The organism is Paenibacillus sp. FSL R5-0470 (genome assembly GCF_037975205.1).
Lineage (GTDB): Bacteria > Bacillota > Bacilli > Paenibacillales > Paenibacillaceae > Paenibacillus_AQ.
Window position 1 is genome coordinate 3000570 of the sequence record NZ_CP150238.1, and the last position, 22847, is coordinate 3023416.

Here is a 22847-nt window from a genome sequence, read left to right on the forward strand (position 1 = left end):
GCTGTACCATATATGGTGACTGTAATGCCTCTCAAATTGGATGGCAGAAAGGTGGGAGTCGCCCCCTATGAAAGAAAAAAAAGGCATTGGGGAGTCGATCAACAGGCTCTTTAAAGATCCATCGTCACTCGTACTTGTACTGACTAGCTTTGCATTTCTCATTCTATTTGTTATTTATCCGCTGGTAGTCGTTGTGTTTACATCTGGATTTGATAATTGGGCAACGTTTTTTAGTAAACCCCGTTATGGAAAAGCGCTATTAAATACGGTAGTTAGCTCATCATTATCCGCTTTTACAGCAACAGTGTTTGGATTTATTTATGCGTATGCGATTCACTACAGTAACATCAGAGGAAAGAAGTTCTTTCGATTTATAGCCTTTATTCCATTATTAGCTCCTTCGGTTATGAGTGGTTTAGCATTCCTATTGCTTTTTGGACGTGGAGGAATGATCTCACAATGGTTAAATACCAACTTTAATTTTGAGCTTGATTTGTATGGATTACCGGGGCTGTGGATTGTTCAGACGATATCCTATTTTCCACTTGCCTACATGACTATAACGGGTGTGCTCCGCGCTATATCACCGAATCTGGAGATAGCAGCACAGAATCTTGGGGCTAGAGGGTTTAAATTATTCAGGACGATTACGCTGAAACTTGCACTTCCAGGTGTTATTAACGCATTCTTGCTTGTAGCGATTAACTGCTTCGCTGACTTCGGAAATCCAAAGCTAATTGGTGGTAACTATTCACTTTTAGCAGTTGAAATTTACGGAGAAATCATTAATAACGAGGCAGGACTAGCTTCGGTCATGGGGATTATCTTAGTAATTCCTGCACTGATTGTATTTTGGGTTCAGAATAAGATTTTATCTAAAGGCTCCTACTCAACGATAACTGGTAAGCCGGTATCTGGTTTGAAACGGATCACTACATCTAAGAGGACAGATGCATTACTTTTCTCTTTTAACAGTTTAATCTCATTGTTCATTATTTCGATGTTTGCGATCACCATTCTTTTCGCCTTTACGAAAAACTTTGGTCGAGATAATACGTTCACACTGGATCATATTATGAAAGTTGTCTTTAGTTCATCTAGTCCAGCCGTTTTGAACAGCTTAGTGTTATCGCTAATTAGTGCGTTGCTGGCGGTGGCTCTTGCATTAGTGCTCGCCTATATAGTAGTTCGCAAACCTTTTCCAGGTAAAAAATTACTAGATTTCAGCGCGGTTCTTCCAATTGCGCTTCCAGGAACATTCGTTGGTCTTGCACTGATTGTTGCGTTTAGTAAAGGTCCGATTGTTTTGCAGGGATCTGCAGCATTGATTGTCATTGCGATGTTACTTAAACAGATGCCTGTAGGTTATCGGGGCTTGACTGCGTCTTTTAAACAAGTGGATAAATCGATCGAAGAAGCAGCCACCAATCTGGGTGCGAGTAGCCGTAAGACGCTAACAACGATTGTATTTCCAATGTTGCAAAAAACCGTCGTAGCGAACTTTGTCTATGCGTTTATGAAAAATATGAATACTTTGAGTACGATAATCTTCCTAATTACCCCTAAATGGGTTGTTGCAGCAGTATCGATCTTTAACTATGCCGAAACGGGAACCTATTATTGGGCAGCCGCTGTGGCAGTGGGTTTGATGGGTGCAACGCTTGGAACACTGGGAGTGATCAAGTTGATCTTCCGTTCCAAAGTGAAAATATTTGATTTCTAATGATTTTGAAGGGAGTGGGCACGATGGAATCCAACATACTACTAGATTTGAAAAATGTGAATAAAGTGTTCGGCAATAACCATGTCTTGAAAAATATCAACTTAAAGATTGAACGGGGGAAGTTCATCACCTTCCTTGGTCCGAGTGGTTGTGGGAAGACGACTTTATTACGTTCCATCGCGGGTTTCTATACCATCGATGATGGTGAGGTGTGGATTGACGGGAATTTGGTTAATGAATTACCTCCATATAAAAGGGGCACTCCAATGGTGTTCCAGGAATATGCCTTGTTCCCGCATATGACGGTATTTGATAATATTGCTTATGGACTAGATATTAAGAAAAGACCTGAAGCAGAAGTGCAGGAACGGGTAATGGCTGTTATGGCCCAGGTCAAATTATCCGGACTTGAAGAGCGATATCCCCATGAAATGTCTGGTGGACAACAGCAACGTGTAGCTATGGCTCGTGCCTTAGTGATGAATTCGCCGATTATTCTCCTGGATGAGCCACTAAGTAATCTAGATGCTAAATTACGTGAAGAGGTACGCGTTGAACTGCGAACAATTCAACAGGAACTTGGACTAACCGTAATATATGTAACGCATGATCAATTGGAAGCTTTGTCGATGTCAGATCAGATCGTTGTTTTTAATAAAGGAGCTATTGATCAGTACGGTACGCCGCATGAAATATATTATAAACCTCGTACACAATATGTAGCTGATTTTATTGGTTCTACCAATTTTATTGAGGCAGTAGTCATGCAAAGTAAAGAGGGTACGGCAACAGTTAGCTACGGCTTTGGAGGGGATAATGTTACTATTACTACAGATGAAAAGCTGACAGAGGGTGAGGAAGTTCTTCTGAGTGTTCGCCCCGAATCATTGCGACTAAATCATCCGGACATTAGCGGATTTAACATCATGGGAGTAGTCCAATCCTCGATGTTTCTAGGAGAAAAGGAAAGATATTTCCTTGCAGATCAATGGGGCAAAGAATGGATTGTCGATGCTTATGATATTGGTCAAAAGACTTTCGATGGTCAAGTTCGGATGAGTGCGGCAATAGACAAAATTCATATTATTAAAAAGGTTAGTCCGTAAACTGAAGTAGATGTTCCAAAAAAGGAAAACAGTCGTTTTCCTTTTTTGGCGTATCGTTTTTTATAGAACGGCGGCTATAGGCTAGTTTAGCGGGAGGAGACGTTCTAATTGAGAACAAAGGTAATTATCCTGTCATTGGTTGCGGTAACAATACTTCTTCTAATATATTTCTATCCTGGACAGAAAAGCAATCAGCCTCTCAAAGTATATGTAATTTTTCAAGAGGATGAAGCGCGTATTCTGTTGGAGAAATATAAGAAGAAGACGGGACAGTCTTATGAGCTTATTCGCATGTCTGGCGGTGAGGCAAGCTACCATTTGATGTCGATCAATAAGACAGGCATTGATGTTGTTCTCGGTGGGCCTGCTGATCTTCATGAGCAGCTCAAGAACAAAGGGAAATTAATTCGCTATTCATCACATGTTGCTGATGAGATCCCCGACATCTATAAAGATAAAATGGGCTATTGGACAGGTATATACATGGGTGCATTGGCTATTGGTGTAAATGAGCAGGTCTGGAATCAAGATCCTCAGCTTGTAGCTTTACCTCTTCCGGAACGCTACGAAGACTTATTACGTCCCGAGCTCAAGGGGAAAATTGAAATTCCGGACCCAGAAACCTCAGGTACAGGATACACATTGCTAGCCTCTCTTGCACAAGAACGTGGGGAGGAGCAAGCTCTAGCATTGGTGAGTGCTCTTAAGAAGCAGAGTTCATCAACTACATTCTCAGGAATTAGTTCTGCCCAGCGGCTTGCAGTAGGTGAAGTTGCTGCTGTTATCAGCTTTATGGGCGACCAGCTTCGATTTAAGAATTCGGGATATGCTATACAATCTTCTATTCCTCCACAAGCTGGATGGGAGATAGGTGCAGTGTCGATCTTGAAAGGTGGGAACAACGTGACTGCTGCTAAACAGCTGGTAGATTTTGTACTGTCAACAGATGCTCAGACAGATTATATGAATTCCGCATTTTCCTTACCTGTGATGCCGAATATTAAGATCCATCCGCTATTGTCTTCTGTTAAGCTGGGAAAATTAATGATTACGTATCGATTCGATATCGCTGCTGCGAACCGAGAGGAATTACTCGCTAAATGGCATGAGGCCAATAAACGCTAAGGGATTGTTCACGCATTATTTTCAACGGCCATCGAGAACTTTATGGTTAAGTTCTCAATGGCCGTTATTTATTACTCGAGAAAACCAACTTTCATCATATGAAAAATTCACAATAGAAAATCACAAAATAAACAACTCTATCTAGTTACTTTCAATAAATTCATCATCTATCCCTATTAAATTTCTATACAAATCGGAAAAAGTGAACCCACTACCACATTTCAGGTTGTGAAAGTTGGAAAATAGTGCTTATACTAGAGTTATAGAAGGTAAGATTAACCAAAAAAACACAACATGAGGAGGGTTTATATGGCGTTTATGATTGCTCAACGGGCTTTTATCAAGGTGTATCTTATAACAATGGTAGAACAACATCGCGGGTATGGATACCAAATGCTTGAGGATTTACGTCGAGATTTCAAGGCACATGGATATTCCCCTCCACAGAGCGAAATTTATCGCGCGCTGCATGAGCTGGTACAGCAAGGAATTTTATATCGTACTAAACAGCTAAAAGGGAATGACCCGAAGGTGGATTTTCAAGAAATCGTCTTATACCATTTCGCAACTGATGGAGAAGAGAAAGCGAAGCTATATAAGAAGCAGGTGAAGACGGATCTTGATCGCTGCTTAGGTATTTTGAACAAGGCGGTTGCGGATAACTTCTAGAACTGGAACTATAGTTATATTTTCAGGATGCTCTCACCCTGTTATAATGGTTACTGCCGGATAATTGCAGTATATACTTGGAGGTAACAAATGATGGATGAACATATGAAACGTCGATTGGACAAACAACGTAAGCTATTCAGCCAACTTGGCATTACTCTAGATGCTCTAACCATACATGAAAAAGAATTCAGTATGAAGCTTCGTGGTTACGATGCGGAGGAAGTGGATACATTTTTAGATAGCGTAATCAAGGATTATGAGCGTTTTTATGCGACAATTGCTGATCTGATGGATAAATGGCAAGAACAGCAGCTGGAGATGCGAGAATTAAAATCAGAAACCAAAGCCACAGAGGTAATTCAGGTTCCTGTACTTCGAGGCATCGATCCTAAGGATTTAGAAGAGGTCATTCTAAAACTGGAGACCAATGTCCGTCAGCTTAAAGAAAAGCTTCCCCAAATTGAAAGCTATTTATAACTCGTGAATTTTTGAGTTCAGGAGCTGCGCTTGACATTTATAAATTTACCATTGACGAGTTAGCAGTTCATGATTTATGATATGTTCATAAATGATCATTTATATTTTAGTGGCGTGTTACCGTTAAGGGCATGAGCCAAGGATTGTCTTCATCTCGATGAGACATTTCTTGGCTTTTTTTGTTCCTAATTGACGATAATATGGGAAAGGAGTGATGAGCTTGTCGCGGGAGATCGAGCAATTTCAAGTACAGCGTGTGATTGGGAACAACGTTGTAATGGTTCAGGGAAGCAAGAACGGCAAGGAATATGTCATTATCGGTAAAGGCATTGGTTTTGCTGTGAAAGGTTCAGGTGTGATTGAAGGAAACGATCCTCGTATTGAGAAATTGTTTCGTCTAGAAGACCGCGAATCCTGGAGTCAGTATCAAATATTGCTGGAAGACATAGATCCCAAAGTGATGAGAATAACTGATGAAATAATTGCTGATATCCAAAGTCAATTTCCTGACAAATTAAACGACAAGATTTATTTGGCACTCCCGAGCCACATTCAGTTCACCATTTACCGTCTGCGCAACGGGATGGATATTATTAATCCTTTTTTACAAGAAACTAAGATGTCTTTTCCGAAGGAATTTGATATCGCTTACAAGGCATCAGAGAAGATCAATGCTGAATTTCAGGTGCAAATTCCCGAAGACGAGGTTGGATTTCTAACTTATCATGTGTACTCCGCAGTTAACAATGTATCGGTGGGTCAGTTAGTAAAAGCATCTAATATTGTAAGTGAACTTCTGGACATGATACAGCAAGAACGGAATATAACTTTTGAGCATGGCAGTATGAATCATATTCGATTAATGATCCATTTACGGTTTTCATTGGAACGTATTTTGAAGGGATCACTAATAGATAATCCTTTTGTGAAACATATTAAGAAGGAATATAAAGAAGAATACAAGTTATCTCAAAAGCTCGGTAAAGTGATGCAAAAATCTCTTGGTGTAGATATCCCGGAAGAAGAGCTGTGTTTCCTGGCGATGCACTTACACCGATTATTTCAAACTTTAGTGAAACAAAACTAACATCTTTAGAGGAGTGGAGCATATGTTTTCCAAATGGAAATCAAAAAAAGAAGAGAAACATACTGGACATACAATCGAAATCATGGCACCAATCAGCGGAGAGGCAGTTTCATTAACAGAAGTTCCGGATGAAACCTTTGCTGGTGGTCATATGGGTAGCGGAGTTGCAATCAAACCTTCTGAGGGTATCCTAAAGGCTCCTTTTGATGGCACGGTTGCTCATATCGTGAAATCGAGTCATGCAGTTATTCTGGAACATTCCTCCGGTGTGCAATTGCTGTTACATATCGGAATCGATACTGTCAGTCTTAAGGGCAACGGATTTGTCAGTCATATTGCCTCTGGAGATCAAGTGAAGGCAGGTCAAACCTTAATCGAATTTGATCTGGACGTTATTCGCGCAGCAGGCTGTGACACAATTTCACCTGTAATCGTGACTAGTACGGAGGAAACACCACCTCAAGTGAACGGACATTATGGTCAGGTTACAGCAGGACAGGATCTGATTCTTACAGTGGCTTCAAAGTAATAAGCTGATACAGCATTACTACTATTGAATCGAAAGGATGATATTATTATGTTGGCTTTTCTACAAAAATTAGGTAAGTCGCTTATGCTTCCAGTTGCTACTATGCCAGCGGCAGCTATTCTTCAAGGGTTTGGATTGCTTAACTATGAAAAAGATTTGCATCTAGGAGCTACAGTAGGGGGATTCCTGAATCAATATTTTGCTCCATTCCTAAATGCCGGTGCGAATGCGATCTTCGGAAATCTTGCTTTGATATTTGCTGTCGGGGTTGCCATTGGATTTGCCAAGGACGCTGTAGCAGCCTTGTCAGCAGTAATTGCATATATGGTACTGACTAAGATACTAGCTGTCGTACCACTTCAATTCTCCTTCATCAATGATGATGTAGTGTTGAATATGGGTGTGCTCGGAGGTATATTTGCCGGTGCTTGGGCAGCATTCCTATATAAGAGATATCACAGTATAAAGATGCCAGATTGGCTCGGGTTCTTTGCTGGTAAACGTTTTGTTCCAATTATTACCGCAGCATCCACGATGGTTCTTGCCGTATTAATTGGAATGATTTGGAGTCCGATTCAAGACGTAATTAGTGATTTCGGAAACTGGGTTGTATCCCTAGGTGCAGTTGGAGCTTTCATCTTTGGTACAGCTAACCGCTTGTTGATTCCGATTGGACTTCACCACGTACTTAATACGATTGCTTGGTTCCAAATTGGTGACTTTACGAATGCAGCAGGTGAATTGGTACACGGTGACTTGTATCGCTTCTTCGCTGGAGACAAAACAGCTGGGATGTTTATGACAGGCTTCTTCCCAATCATGATGTTTGCGCTTCCAGGTGCAGCACTTGCATTTATTCATACAGCTAAACCAGAAAAACGTAAAATGGTTGCTTCCATCTTTATCGGTTCTGCTATCGCTTCCTTCTTAACAGGGATCACAGAACCCCTTGAGTTCTCCTTTATGTTCTTGGCACCAGTATTGTACTTAGTGCATGCTTTACTTACTGGTTTCTCTATGGCGTTAATGTACATTCTAGATGTTAAGCTTGGTTTCGGCTTCTCCGCTGGTTTGATTGACTATTTGGTGAACATGAAGCTATCCACTAATGCATGGATTCTTATCCCTGTAGGTCTGTGCTTCTTCGTTCTGTACTATGTGTTGTTCCGCTTTATCATCACGAAGTTCAAGCTTAAGACCCCTGGTCGCGAAGATGATGATGATGCGCTTGTAGCACCAACTGGAGGTAATGGAACAGGTTCAGCTGTTTCTTCCAAGGCTGCTCAAATTCTTGAGCACATCGGCGGACCTTCAAACATCGAAAATATCGATGCTTGTATTACACGCCTTCGTCTGATCGTTAAAGACGAAAAAGCCGTTAAAGATTCCGCTCTGAAACAACTCGGTGCTTCTGGTGTGATGAGACTTGGTCAAGGTGCTGTACAAATCGTATTTGGTCCGAAATCGGAGCAATACAAAGAGGAAATCGAGAAGTTACTATAACTTAACGTACTCCGTTTAAATTTATTAACAAGGGCTAGTCCGCATACTAGCCCTTGTTTTTTTGTATACTTACAGGTATAAAGTGTTGCAATATACACAATACCTAGTATAATACTTGGTATAACCATACAAAGGAGTCGGTACATATGTCAGTCGACGATTATCTGGACCTTTTAAATTATGCCAAAGCAATTAACGATGGACAGTGGCAGGCTGACATCATAGAGAGCTTAAAGAATCTTAACACAGTATCGGAAGAACCTCAGGTTCAAGAAGAAAGTGTGATAGAATTATGGTCACGGTTTGATTCCGTTAACATATTGATCATGAAGTTGTTTGAGAAGCTGCGTAAGAATGAAGAATCAGATGAAGTGTTACATTGGAAAGAACAACTGCTGGAGCTTAAGCTGGAGCGGAGTATTTTGTCCAAGAAGATTCTTAACCGATATATTCGAATTCGATAATTGGAATCAAAACAGATAGGTAAGACCAATAATGAAGACAGTTACCTTATTAATAAGGGGCTGTCTTTTTGTGTGTTTTATAATGCATTATGATAATTATGAAGAATTCTGATACAAAAATGTACTGACAGTCGTCTTACTTATAGCTGCAGCTGATAAGGAGGATTTACACAATGGAAATTCCGGAATCTGAAATTTTTAAAACAATGTTTTATGAACATTACCCTGTTGTCCGCCGTAAGCTTGCCGCTTTGGTACGTGATGAATCGGCGGCTGATGATTTAGCTCAAGAAGTTTTTCTGAAATTGTACCGTAATCCACCAGATGATCCAGCAGCGCTGGGTGCCTGGCTTCATAGAGTCCTAACTCGTATTGGATATGATTATTTGGACAAAAAAGCAAGGGAACGGCGACTGCAGAATAAACAAGAGCAGCTTTATGATGCTAGTGAATCTCCCCCTTCAGGTGAAGAAGTCATAATTAGTAAGCTAGATCAGGAAGATGTACACATCTGGCTGAATGAATTGCCTGAAAGAGACAGACAAGCGCTTCTTCTTCGCTATTCGGGGTACAGTTATGTGGAAATCGCGGGAGAGCTTGGAGTAAGGCCTCCAGTAGTAGGGACCCTGCTTCACCGAGCGACAGAGAAACTAAGACAAAATGCAACGAAGGCGATACCCCAGACGAAGTAGACTTCTTTTGAGGAGAAGTTACGAAGTAATCTTTAAAATCAGGAGGTATAATAATGAATAACTATTCAGGAAAGCAAGATAAAGATAAGCAAAGTACAGACGAAGCCTGGGTCAAGCTGCAGAGTAAGTTAGAGAATGAGCCTTATAATCCTCAATGGGCAAAATGGAGTCAAAATACGGAAGCCCAAGTTGAGGATTCTGTTAACTTAAGTCAGCCAGAAAATCTAGAGAACCTTGAATCAGAGTCAACTCCAACGGTAGTACAGGACATACTTGTAACTACCCATGATAAGAAAGTACAACGTCCGCGTCGACTGCGTATGAACCGTCGTCGGAAGCTAGGAGTTGTAGCTGCGAGTGTAGCTGTTTTTGCAGTCATTCTCGCGACCCCAATAGGAAACACAGCAATGGCATCCATTCTGAATCAGTTCCGGATGGAACAGGTTACGGTTGTTCAGGAAAGTGATCTGCGTAATATTTTCACACAGGTGGCTGAAGACGGTGAACTTAATCGATCAATTAATCAATTCGGTGAGTTTACAAACGCTAGCGGGGCTTACATTGGTGAGTTGCCTGCGGATCAACTGAAGGCTACCCTAGGCTATCCAGCGAAAACCGCTGCTTTAGTGGAAGGGCATAATTCAGTTACGGTGGGTGCTTCACAAGATATCACGCTAAATCTGAAAGTGGACGAAGTGAACAAAGCCCTGAAAAAAATTGGAGCAGAACATCTGCTGCCCGAATCGATTGACGGTAAACCGATTACACTTCATATCCCGGAATTTGTGAATTACAATCTCTCATCTGACGAAACGCACTGGGCAAGTCTGTCGCAGATGAATGCACCTGTACTTAACGTTGATCCTTCTATTAAAGTGGAAGAGGCTTTGGAAGCTGTAATGAATTTCCCACTGCTCCCAGATTACTTGAAGACTAGCTTAATGCAAAGCAGGGTCTTATCCGGAGAAATCCCAATGCCGTTAATCGCTGGTGAAAATACGGAGCAAATAACTGTGGGTGACACTTTAGTTATAGTTGACAATTATGAATACAGCCGCGGTCCTGTATATCAAGCCACATGGATTCAGGATGGACAGCTATTCAATTTGTCAGGTGAGCTCTATTCGAGTAAAGAGAAGCTTATGACCAAAGTTCAGGAGCTGATTGAATCATGAGTACTGCTGCAATTAAAGCCAAGTCCCTAACTAAAGAATATGATAACGGGCGCGGTTGTCGAGATGTAAGTATTACTGTAGGGAAAGGGGAAGCCTTTGGCTTCCTCGGCCCTAACGGTGCAGGTAAAAGCACCTTTGTAAAAATGCTTGTAGGTCTTATTCATCCATCAAGTGGCAGTGGAACTCTGTTCGGGCATAAGATTGGTTCGCTAGAAGCTAAATCACTAATCGGTTATTTACCCGAATTGTATCGTTATCAGGAATGGCTAACGGGTGAGGAGGTTGTGAGGCTGCATGCAAGACTATGCGGAATGCAGCGGTCTGTAGCAGATAAGAGAATTCTTCAACTTCTTGATGAGGTTGGAATTGGTAAGCGTGGACGTGACCGAGTGAAGCATTACTCTAAGGGAATGCAGCAAAGACTGGGTTTAGCTTGTGCACTTGTTAATGAGCCGGCTATCGTATTTTTGGATGAGCCCTCATCGGCACTAGATCCAATCGGACGTCAGGAAGTCCGGCGTATATTACAGAATCTAAAAGAAAAAGGGGTTACGATATTTCTAAACTCTCATCTGTTAGAGGACGTTGAAGTACTTTGCGACCGAATGGCGCTACTTAATAACGGAGTTATTCTCCGGCATGGTAAAGTGTCCGAGGTGTTAAACAAGCGTATGAGCTGGCGATTTAAAGTAGGCGGCTTTGCGCCTATTTTATTGTCGTGGCTAAAAGATCAGACAGGCTTGCAGATCCGGGTGTCTTCCCATACCGAAGAATCCATAGACAGTAGTAGGGTTTGGTTGGAAGCGGAGCTGGAAAGTGAAGAGCAGGTGGGTTGGCTGAATACACTGATTATAGAACAAGGGATGACCTTATATGAAGTTTCACATCAGCAAGAACGTCTAGAAGAGTGGTTTATGAATGCTGTATCAGGACTAAGCCACAGAGGTGAACACGAATGAGAATTATAATGGGTATGACCTGGAAAGAACTGATGCGCAAAAGAGTAATGGTGCTGACATTAATTATGACCGTGGTCTTTCTTATTGGGTTTTGGTTTATTGCGGGTACGATCGGGCAAAGTTCTATGTCTCACGGATCGAGTTTTCCAAGCGGAGAAGAACTCCTTATTCGTTTTACAAATGGTTTATTTATTTTATCGTTTGGATTTTTCTTCGGAGCTTTTGTAATTGCTTTTTTAGCTATTTTTAGTTCGTTTTCCGCCATTTCAGGTGAGGCAGAGCAGGGAGTGATGCAAGCCTTGCTTCCAAGACCAATTCCACGCTGGAAATGGTACGCAGGTCGCTGGCTTGGTTATGTAACACTAGGAATAGGTTATGCACTTATTTTATTTGTTTCTATATTGCTAATTACGCAAGCCCATACCGCAATTCCAAGAGATGGATTAGCGTTATTCAAATCATTTTTGCTCTTTTCTTCCATCGTACCGTTGCTAATAACTGTTTCTATGCTGGGTTCAGGATTCTTCTCAGCCCTTGGAAATGGAGTCTTTATGACGATGCTTTATGGAGCAGGATGGCTAGGAGGAATGATTGATAAGGTAAGTAGTTCTTTATTATCTAAGCCCGAAGCACTTAGCACTCTAAATAATATGACGGGTATAATGTCCTTACTTATGCCTGTAGATGGGTTACAGCGCAGAATGACTGCTGAACTGTTTAGTATTAACGAAATGAACGGGATGTTTAACGCTTCCAATAGTCTATTTGGGTTAGATAACTTCACCTCAGTCCCATCTAATACATTTATCGTCTATGCGATCTTCTATACGCTAATCGCTTTCTTAATCGGATTGTATCGTTTTCAACGGAAAGATCTATAGCAGTTTAACAATATTTCTAAGAACTTAAAATGCCCTTTTTGTTGCCGGATTTACGGAACAAAAAGGGCTCTTCAAGTTAGTATAAGTCGGATTAATTTGTAACACCAAGCTCAATCCAGTCCGTAGACCAATTTCCAATTTCACCAAGTATAGGAGCCAACGCGGTTCCTTTTGGAGTAAGGGAGTATTCAATGCGTACTGGCATTTCTGGATATACGGTTCGCTCAATAATACCTTCGATTTCCATTTCTTTTAATCGGTCAGATAACACTTTACCACTTAGATTGGACAGACAGCTTTCTATTTCGCCAAAACGACGTGGACCTGGCATAAGTACGAAAACGATCAGCGCGACCCAACGTTTACTTAGCAAGTCTACCGCTTTTTCAAAGCGAGGACACATGTTGAAATCATTCATAATATCACCTCGACATTCATTATATCATAAACTTACATAAAGTAATTATAAATATTTAAAGATATAATATAACTTGACGAAGTTATATTACAATGATAAACTTACTTACAAATAGTTACTTATATTTTAACTAATATTCGATCCTTAAGTTTAGCTACTGCTAAGCATCGATGGACATTGAGGAAGGTGTACACATGATTAAACCAGATATTATTTCTATCCTACAAAATAAAATTACTCGAATTCCTTTAGAAAACAGTACAAATATATTGGTTGGACCGATTACTTTACCCGTGAATTTAGACGGAGAGACCGTTACTTTTAAATGGTACAACTGGCTGAACACTACGGATGCAGAGCTTCTTGGTGATAACAGTGAAGCAACAGCCGCTTTGATTTCAAAGTTACCATCCATGAGCCTCGCAGATGGTCAGCAATCCAGTGTTTTAGTATATGGTGATTTCGAAGGTTCAGAGGAAGCTTTGATTCGGATGCACAGCATTTGTCATACTGGCGATATTTTTGGCAGCAAACGTTGTGATTGTGGCTTCCAACTGCATCAGTCCATGAAAATGATCGTAGAGCATGGTTCAGGTGCGTTATTCTATCTTGCTAACCATGAAGGTAGAGGCATTGGACTGTTTAGCAAATCTTTAGCGTATCTTTTACAAGAAGAAGGATACGATACAGTTGAGGCTAATTTAGAGCTCGGTTTTTCTGATGATTCAAGAAATTATGAAGAAGCGATTAGCGTTCTACAACATCTACGTCATAAACCAGTCACGTTAATTACGAACAATCCGAAGAAACTGGAAGCTCTCAAGACTGCAGGTATGAATGCTGTGAAAAGAGTACCGCTGTGGGGAGATGTATCTTCTTTTAACGAGAAATACTTACGCACCAAAGTGGCTCGTTCAGGACATCTAGAGGCAGTGAAAGAAGCGAATCCAATTGTAGGAAGACTGGCTAAGTAAAAATTGAGGTAGTGCTTTTGCACTTCTTCAATTATAATGGGTTACTGGAACCCAACTTTAAGCTTAGTGAGGTACAATATGACTGCTATTCAAGTACAAGACTTACGCAAAACATTCAAAGTACAAAAAAACCGCGAAGGTCTCAAAGGGGCCTTCGCTGATTTGTTTAAAAGGGAGTATACGGAAGTAACTGCTGTAAAGGATATTTCCTTTTCCATTCCCGAAGGTGAGATTTGTGGTTATATCGGCGAGAACGGTGCTGGGAAATCAACCACGATCAAAATGCTCACGGGTATTCTCGTACCAACTTCAGGAAATCTTACGGTGGGTGGTTATGTTCCTTATTTGGAGCGCGAGAAATTCGTGAAGAATATCGGTGTGGTGTTCGGGCAACGCAGCCAGCTATGGTGGGACATTGGGGTCATTGAATCCTTCCAGCTGCTGCGCAAAGTATACCGGGTATCTGAACAAGACTTCAAGAAACGGCTGGATGAATTGGTCGAACGATTGCAGTTGCAAGAACTACTGAATCGTCCTGTTCGTAAGCTCAGTCTAGGTCAGCGGATGCGTTGTGAATTAGTCGCAGCATTACTTCATAACCCTTCGATTGTATTTCTGGACGAGCCAACCATTGGTTTAGATATTGTGGTGAAGTCAGAGATCCGTGAATTCCTTAAAGATATGAACCGTGAGCATGGAACAACCATACTGTTGACTACACATGACCTGCAAGATATTGAAGCCCTTTGCTCGCGGGTGATTATGCTTGATGATGGTCGAATTATTTATGACGGCGGACTTGAAGATCTGAAACAGCGCTGGGGAACCGGACGTGAAGTTCAATTTCAATTCGGAAATGCAACGAAACGGCAACTGCTTGAGCTTTGGACTGAAGGGATGCCGGTTACTTGGTCTGCAGACAACGATCTTGGAGCATCGGTTTGGATACCGCTGGATATTAATGTATCCGATGTTTTGGGACGGGTAGTAGGGAAAGCCGACATTACTGATATCAAAATCATTGAGACGAATACGGACGATATTGTTCGCAGTATTTATCAATCCGGGTCTGCGGATAAACCAGAGAAACAAGCTGCCGCTCTGAAGGATGAAAGAGAGGCTTTACATGTCTGATAAGCTTAATGCTGCAACAGCTATGTCTTCGTCCTCAGGAGGTTCGTCTTCAGGTGGTCCTCCAGAGAATAGTCGTAGATTACTGTTTGGGGCGTACTTAGATTTTATACGGATCCGGTTCCTTACCATGCTTGCTTATCGGGTTAACTACTACTCAGGTATTCTTATCTATTCACTGAATATTGGGGTTAACTATTTCACGTGGATGGCCATCTATGGTAATGGGGATTCACTTGGTGGCTTTACCGCAACGCAAATGACGTCTTATGTCGCTGTTTCTTGGATGGCTCGTGCGTTTTATTTTAATAATCTAGATCGTGAGATCTCTACGGATATACGAGACGGAAGTATCGCTATCCAGTTTATAAGGCCTTATAACTATGTCTTAGTCAAAATGATGCAAGGACTCGGAGAGGGAATGTTCCGCTTCCTCTTGTTTATGATTCCGGGTATGGCAATAGCGATGTTGTTGTTCCCGGTTCAATTACCGACAGCACCATCTGCTTGGGCGGGTTTTCTTGTAATGCTCTTTTTCAGCTTTTTGATTAATTCACAGATCAATATTATTACTGGGCTCTCGGCTTTCTTTGTTGAAAATAATGAGGGCATGATGCGTATGAAGCGGGTAATTGTTGATCTGTTCTCTGGTCTGATCGTGCCGATCAGTCTGTTTCCTGACTGGCTATCTTCTATACTTAAGGTGCTGCCGTTTCAGGCGATTACTTACTTGCCAGGTTCTGTATTTACAGGACGGGTGCAAGGGGTTGGGATTTGGAATGTACTAGGGATACAGATCGTTTGGTTCCTGGCATTACTAATTCCAATTGTCTGGTTATATCATGCGGCGCGGCAGCGTCTCTTCGTGCAGGGAGGTTGAGGAAACGTGTATTACCTTGGATTATTAATTGAATACATTAAAAACTATATGAAGTCCCGGCTCACCTATCGCGCCGATTTTTGGGTAGAGGTCATTTCAGATTTGCTCTTTCAGGCTACAAACTTTATCTTTATACTAGTAATTTTCATGCATACGGATAGCCTTGGCGGCTGGAATCAGAACGAAGTAGTGTTCGTCTATGGGTTCTTTATGGTGCCTTTTGGGGTGTTTAGTTGTTTTGTGAATCTATGGGGATTTAGTGAGCGTTATATCGTCAAAGGTGAGATGGACCGTATTTTGACACGTCCGGCGCATAATTTGTTCCAGATCTTCTTGGAAAATGTTGATCCACCAGCACTAATGGGCTCATTCATAGGTATTATTATTATGGCCATCAGTGGTAGTAATTTGGGTCTTCCCTTTGAATGGTGGACGATACCGGCTCTGATCGTTCTTACATTAAGTGCCGTCGCCATCTATACTGGGATTTATACAACATTGACTTCGTTGTCTTTCTATTCCGATGCACCAACGGGTATTCTTCCTCTAATGTACAATATTCAGACCTATGGCCGTTATCCGGTAACGATTTACAATCGTGCTATTCAGGTACTTCTAACTTGGATTATCCCGTTTGCATTCGTCGGAGTATATCCAGCAGCGCTCTTCCTGCAGCGTGAAGAAATGACGAGCCTGGCGCTGATGACACCTGTTGTAGGTGCGATATTCCTTGGGATTGGTCTGTTAGCTTGGAGTTATGGGGTTAGAAGATATAAGGGTGCGGGATCTTAAGCTAAGCTATTGTCTTGTTAAGTTGGAAAGGCTACCTTCGGGTAGTCTTTTTTTTCACTCCTAATTCATCAATATGCTAAAATCATTAATAACTACAATGGGGAGGAATCATAAATGAATGTGTTAAATATTTTACCAGCACCCGAAAACTTAAAAAAGCTCATGAAAATACTTGCTTCTCTAAATATTGTCCTATGTCCAGAGGAATGGCTTCGCTATCATAGTTTTGTTTCTGAATTCGATAAGAATGTTTCCTTAGCATCGATTGACAATGGATCAGGTGATCATTTGTTTATTATTTTTTCACCTCAAGGAACGATAATTAAAGGATTTGATCATGAGTCAGAAGTAAGTCCATATGCGCGCGACGAACATGAAGTTTGGCCAGGAATCTATGAAGAAGTCCCGACCTCACTATTGTCTTTACTTGAAGATGAGGCGATAACTAAGGATGATGTTACTTTTTGTTTTTGGCGTGAAAATAATGACTTGACGTGGAAAAAGGGGAAGGTAGAGATTCCAGCGGGGACAGAAGATGGTTCGGACTTTTTGCTAGGGACTATTTTCCGCACAGCTGAGGATTTTGTGGAATTTGCCGAAGGTTATTTTGAACTCACACTCCCCTTAGAGGTTGTTGCACAAGTTTATGAGGGTGCAGCTATTACGAAAGAGATAATTAAAGCGTTAAATCCTGATGGTCATATTGAGAAAATCCTTCGGGAATTAGCAGAGCTAGACTCTTAGGTAATTATCGATTTTGAAAATAAAGGGGGATGTGAAATAAATGAAGGGCTGCCGATAGGCAGTCCTTTATTTATTGATCGGAAGTATTTCATAATGAGGAACGAAAATAGGAAATAAAAATAGAATACTTTCTCTTTATCAAAGATTTATTTACATATATTATTTTTCTAAAGATACAAGTGAGAGGGATAAAACTTTACATAATTCAAGCGATCTTAATAACTCTCAAATCAATTTCGTGAGTGTGAGTTAGGTTCCAGAGTAGAGTATTTGGAGTGGAAGTGTTAAAATATTGTTTTTCAAAGAGGGGGCAGTTTGTTATATGTTTGGAATTATGGCTATTTCCGGCCTGTCTTTTCTTCTAGTGGCGATATTTACGCCGCTGTTGATCAGGACACTTCACAGGCTGAGGCTAACGCAGCCAATTCGCTCCGAGTTACCAGCGGATCATCAGGCCAAACGTGGTACACCGCTTATGGCAGGGTTGGTCCTGCTTATCGGGATAGCGATCTCGTTACAGTTTCATCCCGGACCTCTAATGTTACTCTTATGCGTCACGTTTTTGTTGTTCAGCTCAGTCGGATTTCTCGATGATTTCAAAAAGGCTTTTTGGCAAAATCCGTCCGGCATCACCGGTCGCTCAAAGCTAGTGTTACAATTTATTTTTACTGGGACCATTTTGTATGTGTTGTTCCATTCGTTCGGCCTGACGAGCGATATTGGGTTATTTCAAGGGCACTATCTGCAACTGCCTTTGTACCTCTATGTCGGAATCATTTTGCTGTTTGTGGTGGGCTCCGCAAATGCCATTAATTTTACAGACGGTCTTGATGGGTTACTGATTAATGTGGCCATTCCAACGTATTTTTTCTTTTTTATGATTTCGGACAAACCTGAAGTACAGACACTTTCCCTTGTCATGATCGGCTGTCTGCTTGGGCTTTTCCTTTATAATATTTATCCGGCAAGAGCGTTTATGGGCGATACAGGATCGTTGGCGATCGGTGGCTCCCTTTCCATTTTGGCTGTCATTGAGAAGGTCGAGCTTTTGATTCCAATTTTGTTTTTCGTCTATTTTGCGGAGCAGTTATCGGTCATATTACAAGTTTGGTACTATAAACGAACTAAGCTGCGGCTGTTCCGAATGGCTCCGATCCATTACCATTTCAGCTTAAAATATGGATGGAGCGAAAACAAAATCGTGATTATATTCGGTTTCATTTCGTGGGTATCCGTACTGATTTGCTGGTTAATTTGGAAATATCTCATGCACTAAATTAATTTTACATTTACAAATCTATAAAAGTAGATATAATGAAATGCATGGAACCTTTAGTGATATTTAAAGCTTTGTCTAACGAGACACGTAGTCAGATTATGATGTGGTTAAAAACTCCGGCGGAATTCTTTGATGAGAAGCCTTATTTGCAACAAGGCCTTAGTTTTCGAACTGGAATATGCGTGGGAGATATTCAAGCTAAAGCGGGACTTGCACAGTCTGTTATCTCGAGTTATTTGTTGACAATGCAAAAAGCTGGTTTGTTGGAATCTGAGCGAATTGGGAAGTGGACGTACTATCGTCGAAACGAGAAGACAATTCAGGAATTTTCCGAGTATATTAAACAGAAACTATAAATGAGAGGAGGGAAGACTTTTTTTTGATAATACATATCTACAATTCTGTATATGTGAATATAAATGGAGGATTATTTTAAAAATGAAAAAGATTAACCCGTTGCTTATTATTATTCTGGCTTTAGGTGTATTTGGTATTATCACTACGGAAATGGGGATTATAGGTGTTCTACCGCAGATAACTCAAAAATTTAATATATCGACTTCACAGACTGGATGGCTTGTAAGTATATTTGCTTTAGTCGTTGCCATTTCTGGTCCATTTCTAACATTACTGGCTTCTGGTATCAATCGTAAAGTTATTCTATTAACGGCTGTGCTTATTTTTGCAGTTTCAAATGTTGTGTACGCTTATACAACTATGTTTGAAGTAATGCTGATTTTTCGTATTATCCCTGCTATTTTTCATCCTGTCTTTTTTTCAGTTGCTCTTGTGACCGCTGCTCAACTTGTCCCACCAGAAAAGAGTACTAAAGCAGTTACAAAGGTTTTCGCCGGAATTACAGTCGGGTTTGCTTTTGGTGTGCCTTTGACTTCTTATCTCGCGGACAAAATATCATTAGAAGTTGCTTTCCTGTTTGGTGCTGTTGTAAGTATAATTGCCTTTTTAGGGATACTCGCTTGGCTTCCTTCCATGCCTGTTAAAGAAAAAATGTCTTATGGCAAGCAGCTTGGTATACTACGCAAACCCCTATTATGGTTAAATATTGTGACTGTTATTTTTATTTTTGCAGCTATGTTTTCTGTATATAGTTACTTTGCTGAGTATCTTGGTCAAGTAACACAGATGAATGGATCATGGATTAGTATCATGTTGATGGTCTTTGGTATAATCATGATTTTTGGGAATTTTTTATTTGGGGGCCTTTTGCATAAAAGCATTTCAAAGACCGTCATCATGTTTCCTCTGCTATATGCGGTAACTTACCTCTTCGTTTATTATCTAGGATCTTATTTCATTCCGATGGTTATTATCATAATCATTTGGGGGGCAGTGCATTCCGGCGGACTCATTGTCAGTCAAGCATGGTTAACGACCGAGGCGAAAGAAGCTCCCGAATTCGGTAACAGCTTGTTTATTTCATTCTCCAATCTTGGAATTACGATAGGGACTGCTATCGGTGGTTGGTTTATTTCTCATGCAGGAATACATCAGCTCATCTGGATCGGAATTATGTTTTCCCTGCTTGCTTTCTTATCGATCATAATCAAAATAAAAATTTCTAACTTAAACGTAACAGAAGCTAAGCTGGGTGATTAACGGAGATTATGAATTTATTAAAACAGCGACAGCCATGTATCTTATTTTTCTGATACATAGCTGTCGTTGTTTTCTATATTAAGTATTACAAACTTGTGTTTTTTACTATTTTGATTTATTTTAATTAGACCCCATGAAGCTATTACATATGTATAAGAAAGAGGTTTAACCATGAGTAAAACGTATCTATTAAAAATCTGCTTAGCCATCACCCTCATACTCGGAACAGCTACCGCTTGCACTTTCGCCGAGCAGTCTACTTCAGATCAAGCTCCATCTATAACAACAAGTCCTAGCCCTAAATCTGATGCTACGGCAAAGAATACACAAGAGGATAACAGACGTTTATTAGATGCTAAGGTAACACGGGTAGTTGATGGTGACACCATGAAGCTGACTATCGACGGTAAAAAAGAAACAGTACGCTTGCTACTAGTCGATACCCCTGAATCCGTTAATCCGAACATTCCTGAGCCACAGCCATTTTCGATAGAAGCCTCTGATTATGCCAAAAAGATGCTTACTAATAAAGATGTGCAAATTGAACTAGATGTATCAGAACGAGATAAATATGGTCGTCTACTCTGTTATCTCTATATCGATGGCAAAATGTTTAATGAGCTTCTGCTAGAGCAGGGTTATGCACGTGTGGCATATGTATTTGCACCTAATACGAAATACGTAGATCAATTTAGAGCTATACAGGATAAAGCAAGAGAGCAGGGAATCGGCATCTGGAGTATTGAAAATTACGCGCAAAACAATGGTTTTCATGTTCCAAAAACGAAATGATTATCTAGTAATCAGGATTTATAGAGCTACCATGAGGTAGCTTTTTTATTTGCTTTCGAATGTTATAAATGTAATATTGTGGTATGATTCCTGTGATTATATTTGGGGATGAACAAAAAAAACAATCCATTAACGAAAAGGATGCTGTGTAATGAGCAATTATATTATGGAGCTAAGAAAACTAGTAGGTACCAGGCCGCTTATTATGGCAGGAGCCTGTGTTTTGTTGTGTAGCGAGCAGCAATTACTATTACAACGTAGAACGGACAACGGTTGCTGGGGGTTGCCAGGTGGCTCGATGGAGCTTGGGGAGACTTTGGAAGAGGTTGCTAAAAGGGAACTTTTTGAGGAGACAGGTTTACAAGCCAGAGGACTTGAATTGTTCGACATGTTTTCTGGACAAGAGCTTTATTACAAATATCCAAACGGTGATGAAGTATATAATGTTGTAGCCGCTTATCTATGTACAGAATTTGACGGTGCGCTTAAAGAAGATGGAATTGAAGTGCAAGAAGTCCGTTTTTTTAATTATGGAGAATTGCCTAGCGAGTTATCACCTCCTGATGTTCCAGTCATTAAGAGATTTATGGATCATTTTATGAAGTAAGACCACATCTCACTTAAAGTGTCACCTTTCCCAGGGAACCATAATACGATGAAATATGAACCATGACATTAGCCCGGAAAGGTGTGCGATTATGAACGGAACAATCCTCAATTTCTTTGCTGGCGGGAATACGGCTCACGGCTTTTACAGCCTCTATGAGTCGTCATTGCAAAGTTTAACGCGTCTATATGTTTTAAAAGGAGGCCCAGGTACGGGGCAGACCAAACTGATTAGAGAAATTGGAGAGCAGTTGAATCAACAAGGTTATGAGATCTGGTTCATCCACACTGCATCAGATAACGATTCATTCGACGGTGTGATTATTCCCAAATTAAATATAGGAATTGTGGATGGAACAGCTCCGCGAGTAATAAACCCTGAACTGCCTGAAGAGTCCATCGTATTTGTAGATTTGGAGCAGGCCGCTGATCAGTTCCAGTTGTGCCAGCAGAAGTTGGAAATCGATAATTTAGTCGGAGCCATTAAACAAGAACATGAATTGGCTTATGCTGGCTTTGCTGAAGCTCTTCGCATTCATGACGAATGGGAAGCAATTTATATCGCGAAAATGGATTTTCGAGCAGCTGATGAGCTGACACAGGAGTATATTAAGCTTTTGTATGATGATCAGAAATCTGAAAAATCCAGCCGGGTAGATCATCGTTTTTTAGGTGCGGCGACGCCTAAGGGGGCCGTGGATTTTGTTCCTAATCTAACCTCAGGACTAAAAAGATATCTGGTTAAAGGACGTGCGGGCTCCGGAAAATCTACACTGTTAAAGAAAATAGCGGCTGAAGGCATCAAACGTGGTTTCGATGTTGAAATTTACCACTGTGGCTTCGATCCAAATAGCCTTGATATGATTATTGTGCGTGAGCTTGGCTTTGCTATTTTTGATAGTACGGCTCCACATGAGTACTACCCAGATCGGGCAACCGACGAGATCGTCGATATGTATTCCCGCTGTATACTGCCTGGTACAGATGAAGAATATTCCGAAGCTATTGCCGGCATTAAAGAGCGATATTCGAGTACCATGAAGCAATCCACACAACATCTTACAGACGCAAAAGTATTCCTAGTTGCATTAAAGCAAATCTATACTTCTACCCTGAATTTTGATCGAGTAGACCAGATTAAATCGCAGATTTTAGAGGAAATCAACGAGATTGTTGAAAGTCCACTGGAGGTTTAAACCTACATTTAAGATCGCTCTCTAG

At 40.8% G+C, this 22847-nt stretch carries 25 protein-coding genes; 24 read left to right on the forward strand and 1 reads right to left on the reverse strand.

Annotation, left to right across the window (positions count from 1 at the left end; translation table 11 throughout):
• Positions 1–67: 67 nt before the first annotated feature.
• The 13 genes from MKY99_RS13065 (at position 68) to MKY99_RS13125 (ending at position 12393) form a co-directional block, all read left to right on the forward strand.
• A complete protein-coding gene (locus MKY99_RS13065) occupies positions 68–1723 on the forward strand; it encodes an iron ABC transporter permease (RefSeq protein WP_076286420.1) in 1656 nt (551 codons plus the stop codon).
• A 23-nt stretch (positions 1724–1746) separates the two neighbouring features.
• Positions 1747–2829 carry an ABC transporter ATP-binding protein gene (locus MKY99_RS13070; protein WP_042187748.1) on the forward strand — a complete coding sequence of 361 codons (1083 nt, stop codon included), beginning with the start codon at positions 1747–1749 and terminating at the stop codon, positions 2827–2829.
• 108 nt (positions 2830–2937) lie between these two features.
• Positions 2938–3954 (forward strand): extracellular solute-binding protein, encoded by a 1017-nt coding sequence (locus MKY99_RS13075; protein WP_339247735.1) that lies wholly within the window; start codon positions 2938–2940, stop codon positions 3952–3954.
• A gap of 309 nt (positions 3955–4263) precedes the next feature.
• Positions 4264–4623, forward strand: a complete 360-nt coding sequence (locus MKY99_RS13080) for a Replication termination protein (protein WP_339270929.1) — start codon at positions 4264–4266, stop codon at positions 4621–4623.
• A 93-nt stretch (positions 4624–4716) separates the two neighbouring features.
• Positions 4717–5103, forward strand: coding sequence for a DivIVA domain-containing protein (locus MKY99_RS13085; RefSeq protein WP_339271621.1), 387 nt, complete (start codon positions 4717–4719; stop codon positions 5101–5103).
• Between the two features lie 214 nt (positions 5104–5317).
• Positions 5318–6190 carry a PRD domain-containing protein gene (locus MKY99_RS13090; protein WP_042187757.1) on the forward strand — a complete coding sequence of 291 codons (873 nt, stop codon included), beginning with the start codon at positions 5318–5320 and terminating at the stop codon, positions 6188–6190.
• Between the two features lie 22 nt (positions 6191–6212).
• A complete protein-coding gene (locus MKY99_RS13095; protein WP_339270931.1) occupies positions 6213–6719 on the forward strand; it encodes a PTS glucose transporter subunit IIA in 507 nt (168 codons plus the stop codon).
• A 48-nt stretch (positions 6720–6767) separates the two neighbouring features.
• The gene (gene nagE, locus MKY99_RS13100) at positions 6768–8222 is read left to right on the forward strand and encodes an N-acetylglucosamine-specific PTS transporter subunit IIBC (RefSeq protein ID WP_076286417.1); all 1455 of its coding nucleotides are present in this window, start codon (positions 6768–6770) and stop codon (positions 8220–8222) included.
• 146 nt (positions 8223–8368) lie between these two features.
• On the forward strand, positions 8369–8686 hold the full coding sequence (locus tag MKY99_RS13105; RefSeq protein ID WP_042187762.1) for a hypothetical protein: 318 nt from the start codon (positions 8369–8371) through the stop codon (positions 8684–8686).
• A gap of 173 nt (positions 8687–8859) precedes the next feature.
• Positions 8860–9378, forward strand: coding sequence for a sigma-70 family RNA polymerase sigma factor (locus MKY99_RS13110; protein ID WP_339270935.1), 519 nt, complete (start codon positions 8860–8862; stop codon positions 9376–9378).
• A 53-nt stretch (positions 9379–9431) separates the two neighbouring features.
• Complete coding sequence (locus tag MKY99_RS13115) at positions 9432–10553, forward strand: hypothetical protein (protein ID WP_339270937.1); 1122 nt, start codon at positions 9432–9434, stop codon at positions 10551–10553.
• The gene (locus MKY99_RS13120) at positions 10550–11512 is read left to right on the forward strand and encodes an ABC transporter ATP-binding protein (RefSeq protein WP_339270939.1); all 963 of its coding nucleotides are present in this window, start codon (positions 10550–10552) and stop codon (positions 11510–11512) included. The genes MKY99_RS13115 and MKY99_RS13120 overlap by 4 nt, the downstream gene beginning before the upstream one ends.
• Positions 11509–12393: an ABC transporter permease subunit gene (locus tag MKY99_RS13125; RefSeq protein WP_076298894.1), complete on the forward strand. Its 885-nt coding sequence runs from the start codon at positions 11509–11511 to the stop codon at positions 12391–12393. Before MKY99_RS13120 ends, MKY99_RS13125 begins: the two co-directional genes overlap by 4 nt.
• A 91-nt stretch (positions 12394–12484) precedes the next feature.
• Here the strand turns inward: MKY99_RS13125 and MKY99_RS13130 are convergent, their stop codons facing one another.
• Complete coding sequence (locus MKY99_RS13130; protein ID WP_042127276.1) at positions 12485–12811, reverse strand: helix-turn-helix domain-containing protein; 327 nt, start codon at positions 12809–12811, stop codon at positions 12485–12487.
• A gap of 194 nt (positions 12812–13005) precedes the next feature.
• Here MKY99_RS13130 and MKY99_RS13135 point away from each other — a divergent pair, with 194 nt between their 5' ends.
• The 11 genes from MKY99_RS13135 to MKY99_RS13185 all read left to right on the forward strand — a co-directional run bounded on the left by MKY99_RS13135 (position 13006) and on the right by MKY99_RS13185 (position 22822).
• Positions 13006–13785, forward strand: a complete 780-nt coding sequence (locus tag MKY99_RS13135) for a GTP cyclohydrolase II (protein ID WP_339270942.1) — start codon at positions 13006–13008, stop codon at positions 13783–13785.
• 78 nt (positions 13786–13863) lie between these two features.
• Positions 13864–14919 (forward strand): ABC transporter ATP-binding protein, encoded by a 1056-nt coding sequence (locus MKY99_RS13140; RefSeq protein WP_042187774.1) that lies wholly within the window; start codon positions 13864–13866, stop codon positions 14917–14919.
• A gap of 127 nt (positions 14920–15046) precedes the next feature.
• Positions 15047–15796, forward strand: a complete 750-nt coding sequence (locus MKY99_RS13145) for an ABC-2 family transporter protein (RefSeq protein WP_339271622.1) — start codon at positions 15047–15049, stop codon at positions 15794–15796.
• A gap of 48 nt (positions 15797–15844) precedes the next feature.
• Positions 15845–16588: an ABC-2 family transporter protein gene (locus MKY99_RS13150; protein ID WP_339271624.1), complete on the forward strand. Its 744-nt coding sequence runs from the start codon at positions 15845–15847 to the stop codon at positions 16586–16588.
• 114 nt (positions 16589–16702) lie between these two features.
• On the forward strand, positions 16703–17332 hold the full coding sequence (locus MKY99_RS13155) for a hypothetical protein (protein WP_339270943.1): 630 nt from the start codon (positions 16703–16705) through the stop codon (positions 17330–17332).
• A gap of 322 nt (positions 17333–17654) precedes the next feature.
• Positions 17655–18608, forward strand: coding sequence for a phospho-N-acetylmuramoyl-pentapeptide-transferase (gene mraY, locus MKY99_RS13160; RefSeq protein ID WP_339270945.1), 954 nt, complete (start codon positions 17655–17657; stop codon positions 18606–18608).
• A 47-nt stretch (positions 18609–18655) separates the two neighbouring features.
• Positions 18656–18967: an ArsR family transcriptional regulator gene (locus MKY99_RS13165; protein WP_339271626.1), complete on the forward strand. Its 312-nt coding sequence runs from the start codon at positions 18656–18658 to the stop codon at positions 18965–18967.
• Positions 18968–19049: 82 nt separating this feature from the next.
• Positions 19050–20228, forward strand: coding sequence for an MFS transporter (locus tag MKY99_RS13170; RefSeq protein WP_339270947.1), 1179 nt, complete (start codon positions 19050–19052; stop codon positions 20226–20228).
• Positions 20229–20399: 171 nt separating this feature from the next.
• Positions 20400–21020 carry a thermonuclease family protein gene (locus MKY99_RS13175; RefSeq protein WP_339270949.1) on the forward strand — a complete coding sequence of 207 codons (621 nt, stop codon included), beginning with the start codon at positions 20400–20402 and terminating at the stop codon, positions 21018–21020.
• A gap of 151 nt (positions 21021–21171) precedes the next feature.
• Positions 21172–21627, forward strand: coding sequence for an NUDIX hydrolase (locus MKY99_RS13180; protein ID WP_042187782.1), 456 nt, complete (start codon positions 21172–21174; stop codon positions 21625–21627).
• A gap of 91 nt (positions 21628–21718) precedes the next feature.
• Entirely contained in the window at positions 21719–22822 is a 1104-nt protein-coding gene (locus tag MKY99_RS13185) for a PRK06851 family protein (protein WP_339270951.1), read from the forward strand.
• Positions 22823–22847: the final 25 nt, after the last annotated feature.

Excerpts from the sequence above, each read along its gene's own strand:
- MKY99_RS13065 (WP_076286420.1), top strand. The coding sequence starts at position 68 with ATGAAAGAAAAAAAAGGCATTGGGGAGTCGATCAACAGGCTCTTTAAA.
- MKY99_RS13070 (WP_042187748.1), top strand. The coding sequence starts at position 1,747 with ATGGAATCCAACATACTACTAGATTTGAAAAATGTGAATAAAGTGTTC.
- MKY99_RS13080 (WP_339270929.1), top strand. The coding sequence starts at position 4,264 with ATGGCGTTTATGATTGCTCAACGGGCTTTTATCAAGGTGTATCTTATA.
- MKY99_RS13085 (WP_339271621.1), top strand. The coding sequence starts at position 4,717 with ATGGATGAACATATGAAACGTCGATTGGACAAACAACGTAAGCTATTC.
- MKY99_RS13090 (WP_042187757.1), top strand. The coding sequence starts at position 5,318 with ATGAGCTTGTCGCGGGAGATCGAGCAATTTCAAGTACAGCGTGTGATT.
- MKY99_RS13095 (WP_339270931.1), top strand. The coding sequence starts at position 6,213 with ATGTTTTCCAAATGGAAATCAAAAAAAGAAGAGAAACATACTGGACAT.
- nagE (WP_076286417.1), top strand. The coding sequence starts at position 6,768 with ATGTTGGCTTTTCTACAAAAATTAGGTAAGTCGCTTATGCTTCCAGTT.
- MKY99_RS13105 (WP_042187762.1), top strand. The coding sequence starts at position 8,369 with ATGTCAGTCGACGATTATCTGGACCTTTTAAATTATGCCAAAGCAATT.
- MKY99_RS13110 (WP_339270935.1), top strand. The coding sequence starts at position 8,860 with ATGGAAATTCCGGAATCTGAAATTTTTAAAACAATGTTTTATGAACAT.
- MKY99_RS13115 (WP_339270937.1), top strand. The coding sequence starts at position 9,432 with ATGAATAACTATTCAGGAAAGCAAGATAAAGATAAGCAAAGTACAGAC.
- MKY99_RS13120 (WP_339270939.1), top strand. The coding sequence starts at position 10,550 with ATGAGTACTGCTGCAATTAAAGCCAAGTCCCTAACTAAAGAATATGAT.
- MKY99_RS13125 (WP_076298894.1), top strand. The coding sequence starts at position 11,509 with ATGAGAATTATAATGGGTATGACCTGGAAAGAACTGATGCGCAAAAGA.
- MKY99_RS13130 (WP_042127276.1), bottom strand. The coding sequence starts at position 12,811 with ATGAATGATTTCAACATGTGTCCTCGCTTTGAAAAAGCGGTAGACTTG.
- MKY99_RS13135 (WP_339270942.1), top strand. The coding sequence starts at position 13,006 with ATGATTAAACCAGATATTATTTCTATCCTACAAAATAAAATTACTCGA.
- MKY99_RS13140 (WP_042187774.1), top strand. The coding sequence starts at position 13,864 with ATGACTGCTATTCAAGTACAAGACTTACGCAAAACATTCAAAGTACAA.
- MKY99_RS13145 (WP_339271622.1), top strand. The coding sequence starts at position 15,047 with ATGCTTGCTTATCGGGTTAACTACTACTCAGGTATTCTTATCTATTCA.
- MKY99_RS13150 (WP_339271624.1), top strand. The coding sequence starts at position 15,845 with ATGAAGTCCCGGCTCACCTATCGCGCCGATTTTTGGGTAGAGGTCATT.
- MKY99_RS13155 (WP_339270943.1), top strand. The coding sequence starts at position 16,703 with ATGAATGTGTTAAATATTTTACCAGCACCCGAAAACTTAAAAAAGCTC.
- mraY (WP_339270945.1), top strand. The coding sequence starts at position 17,655 with ATGTTTGGAATTATGGCTATTTCCGGCCTGTCTTTTCTTCTAGTGGCG.
- MKY99_RS13165 (WP_339271626.1), top strand. The coding sequence starts at position 18,656 with ATGGAACCTTTAGTGATATTTAAAGCTTTGTCTAACGAGACACGTAGT.
- MKY99_RS13170 (WP_339270947.1), top strand. The coding sequence starts at position 19,050 with ATGAAAAAGATTAACCCGTTGCTTATTATTATTCTGGCTTTAGGTGTA.
- MKY99_RS13175 (WP_339270949.1), top strand. The coding sequence starts at position 20,400 with ATGAGTAAAACGTATCTATTAAAAATCTGCTTAGCCATCACCCTCATA.
- MKY99_RS13180 (WP_042187782.1), top strand. The coding sequence starts at position 21,172 with ATGAGCAATTATATTATGGAGCTAAGAAAACTAGTAGGTACCAGGCCG.
- MKY99_RS13185 (WP_339270951.1), top strand. The coding sequence starts at position 21,719 with ATGAACGGAACAATCCTCAATTTCTTTGCTGGCGGGAATACGGCTCAC.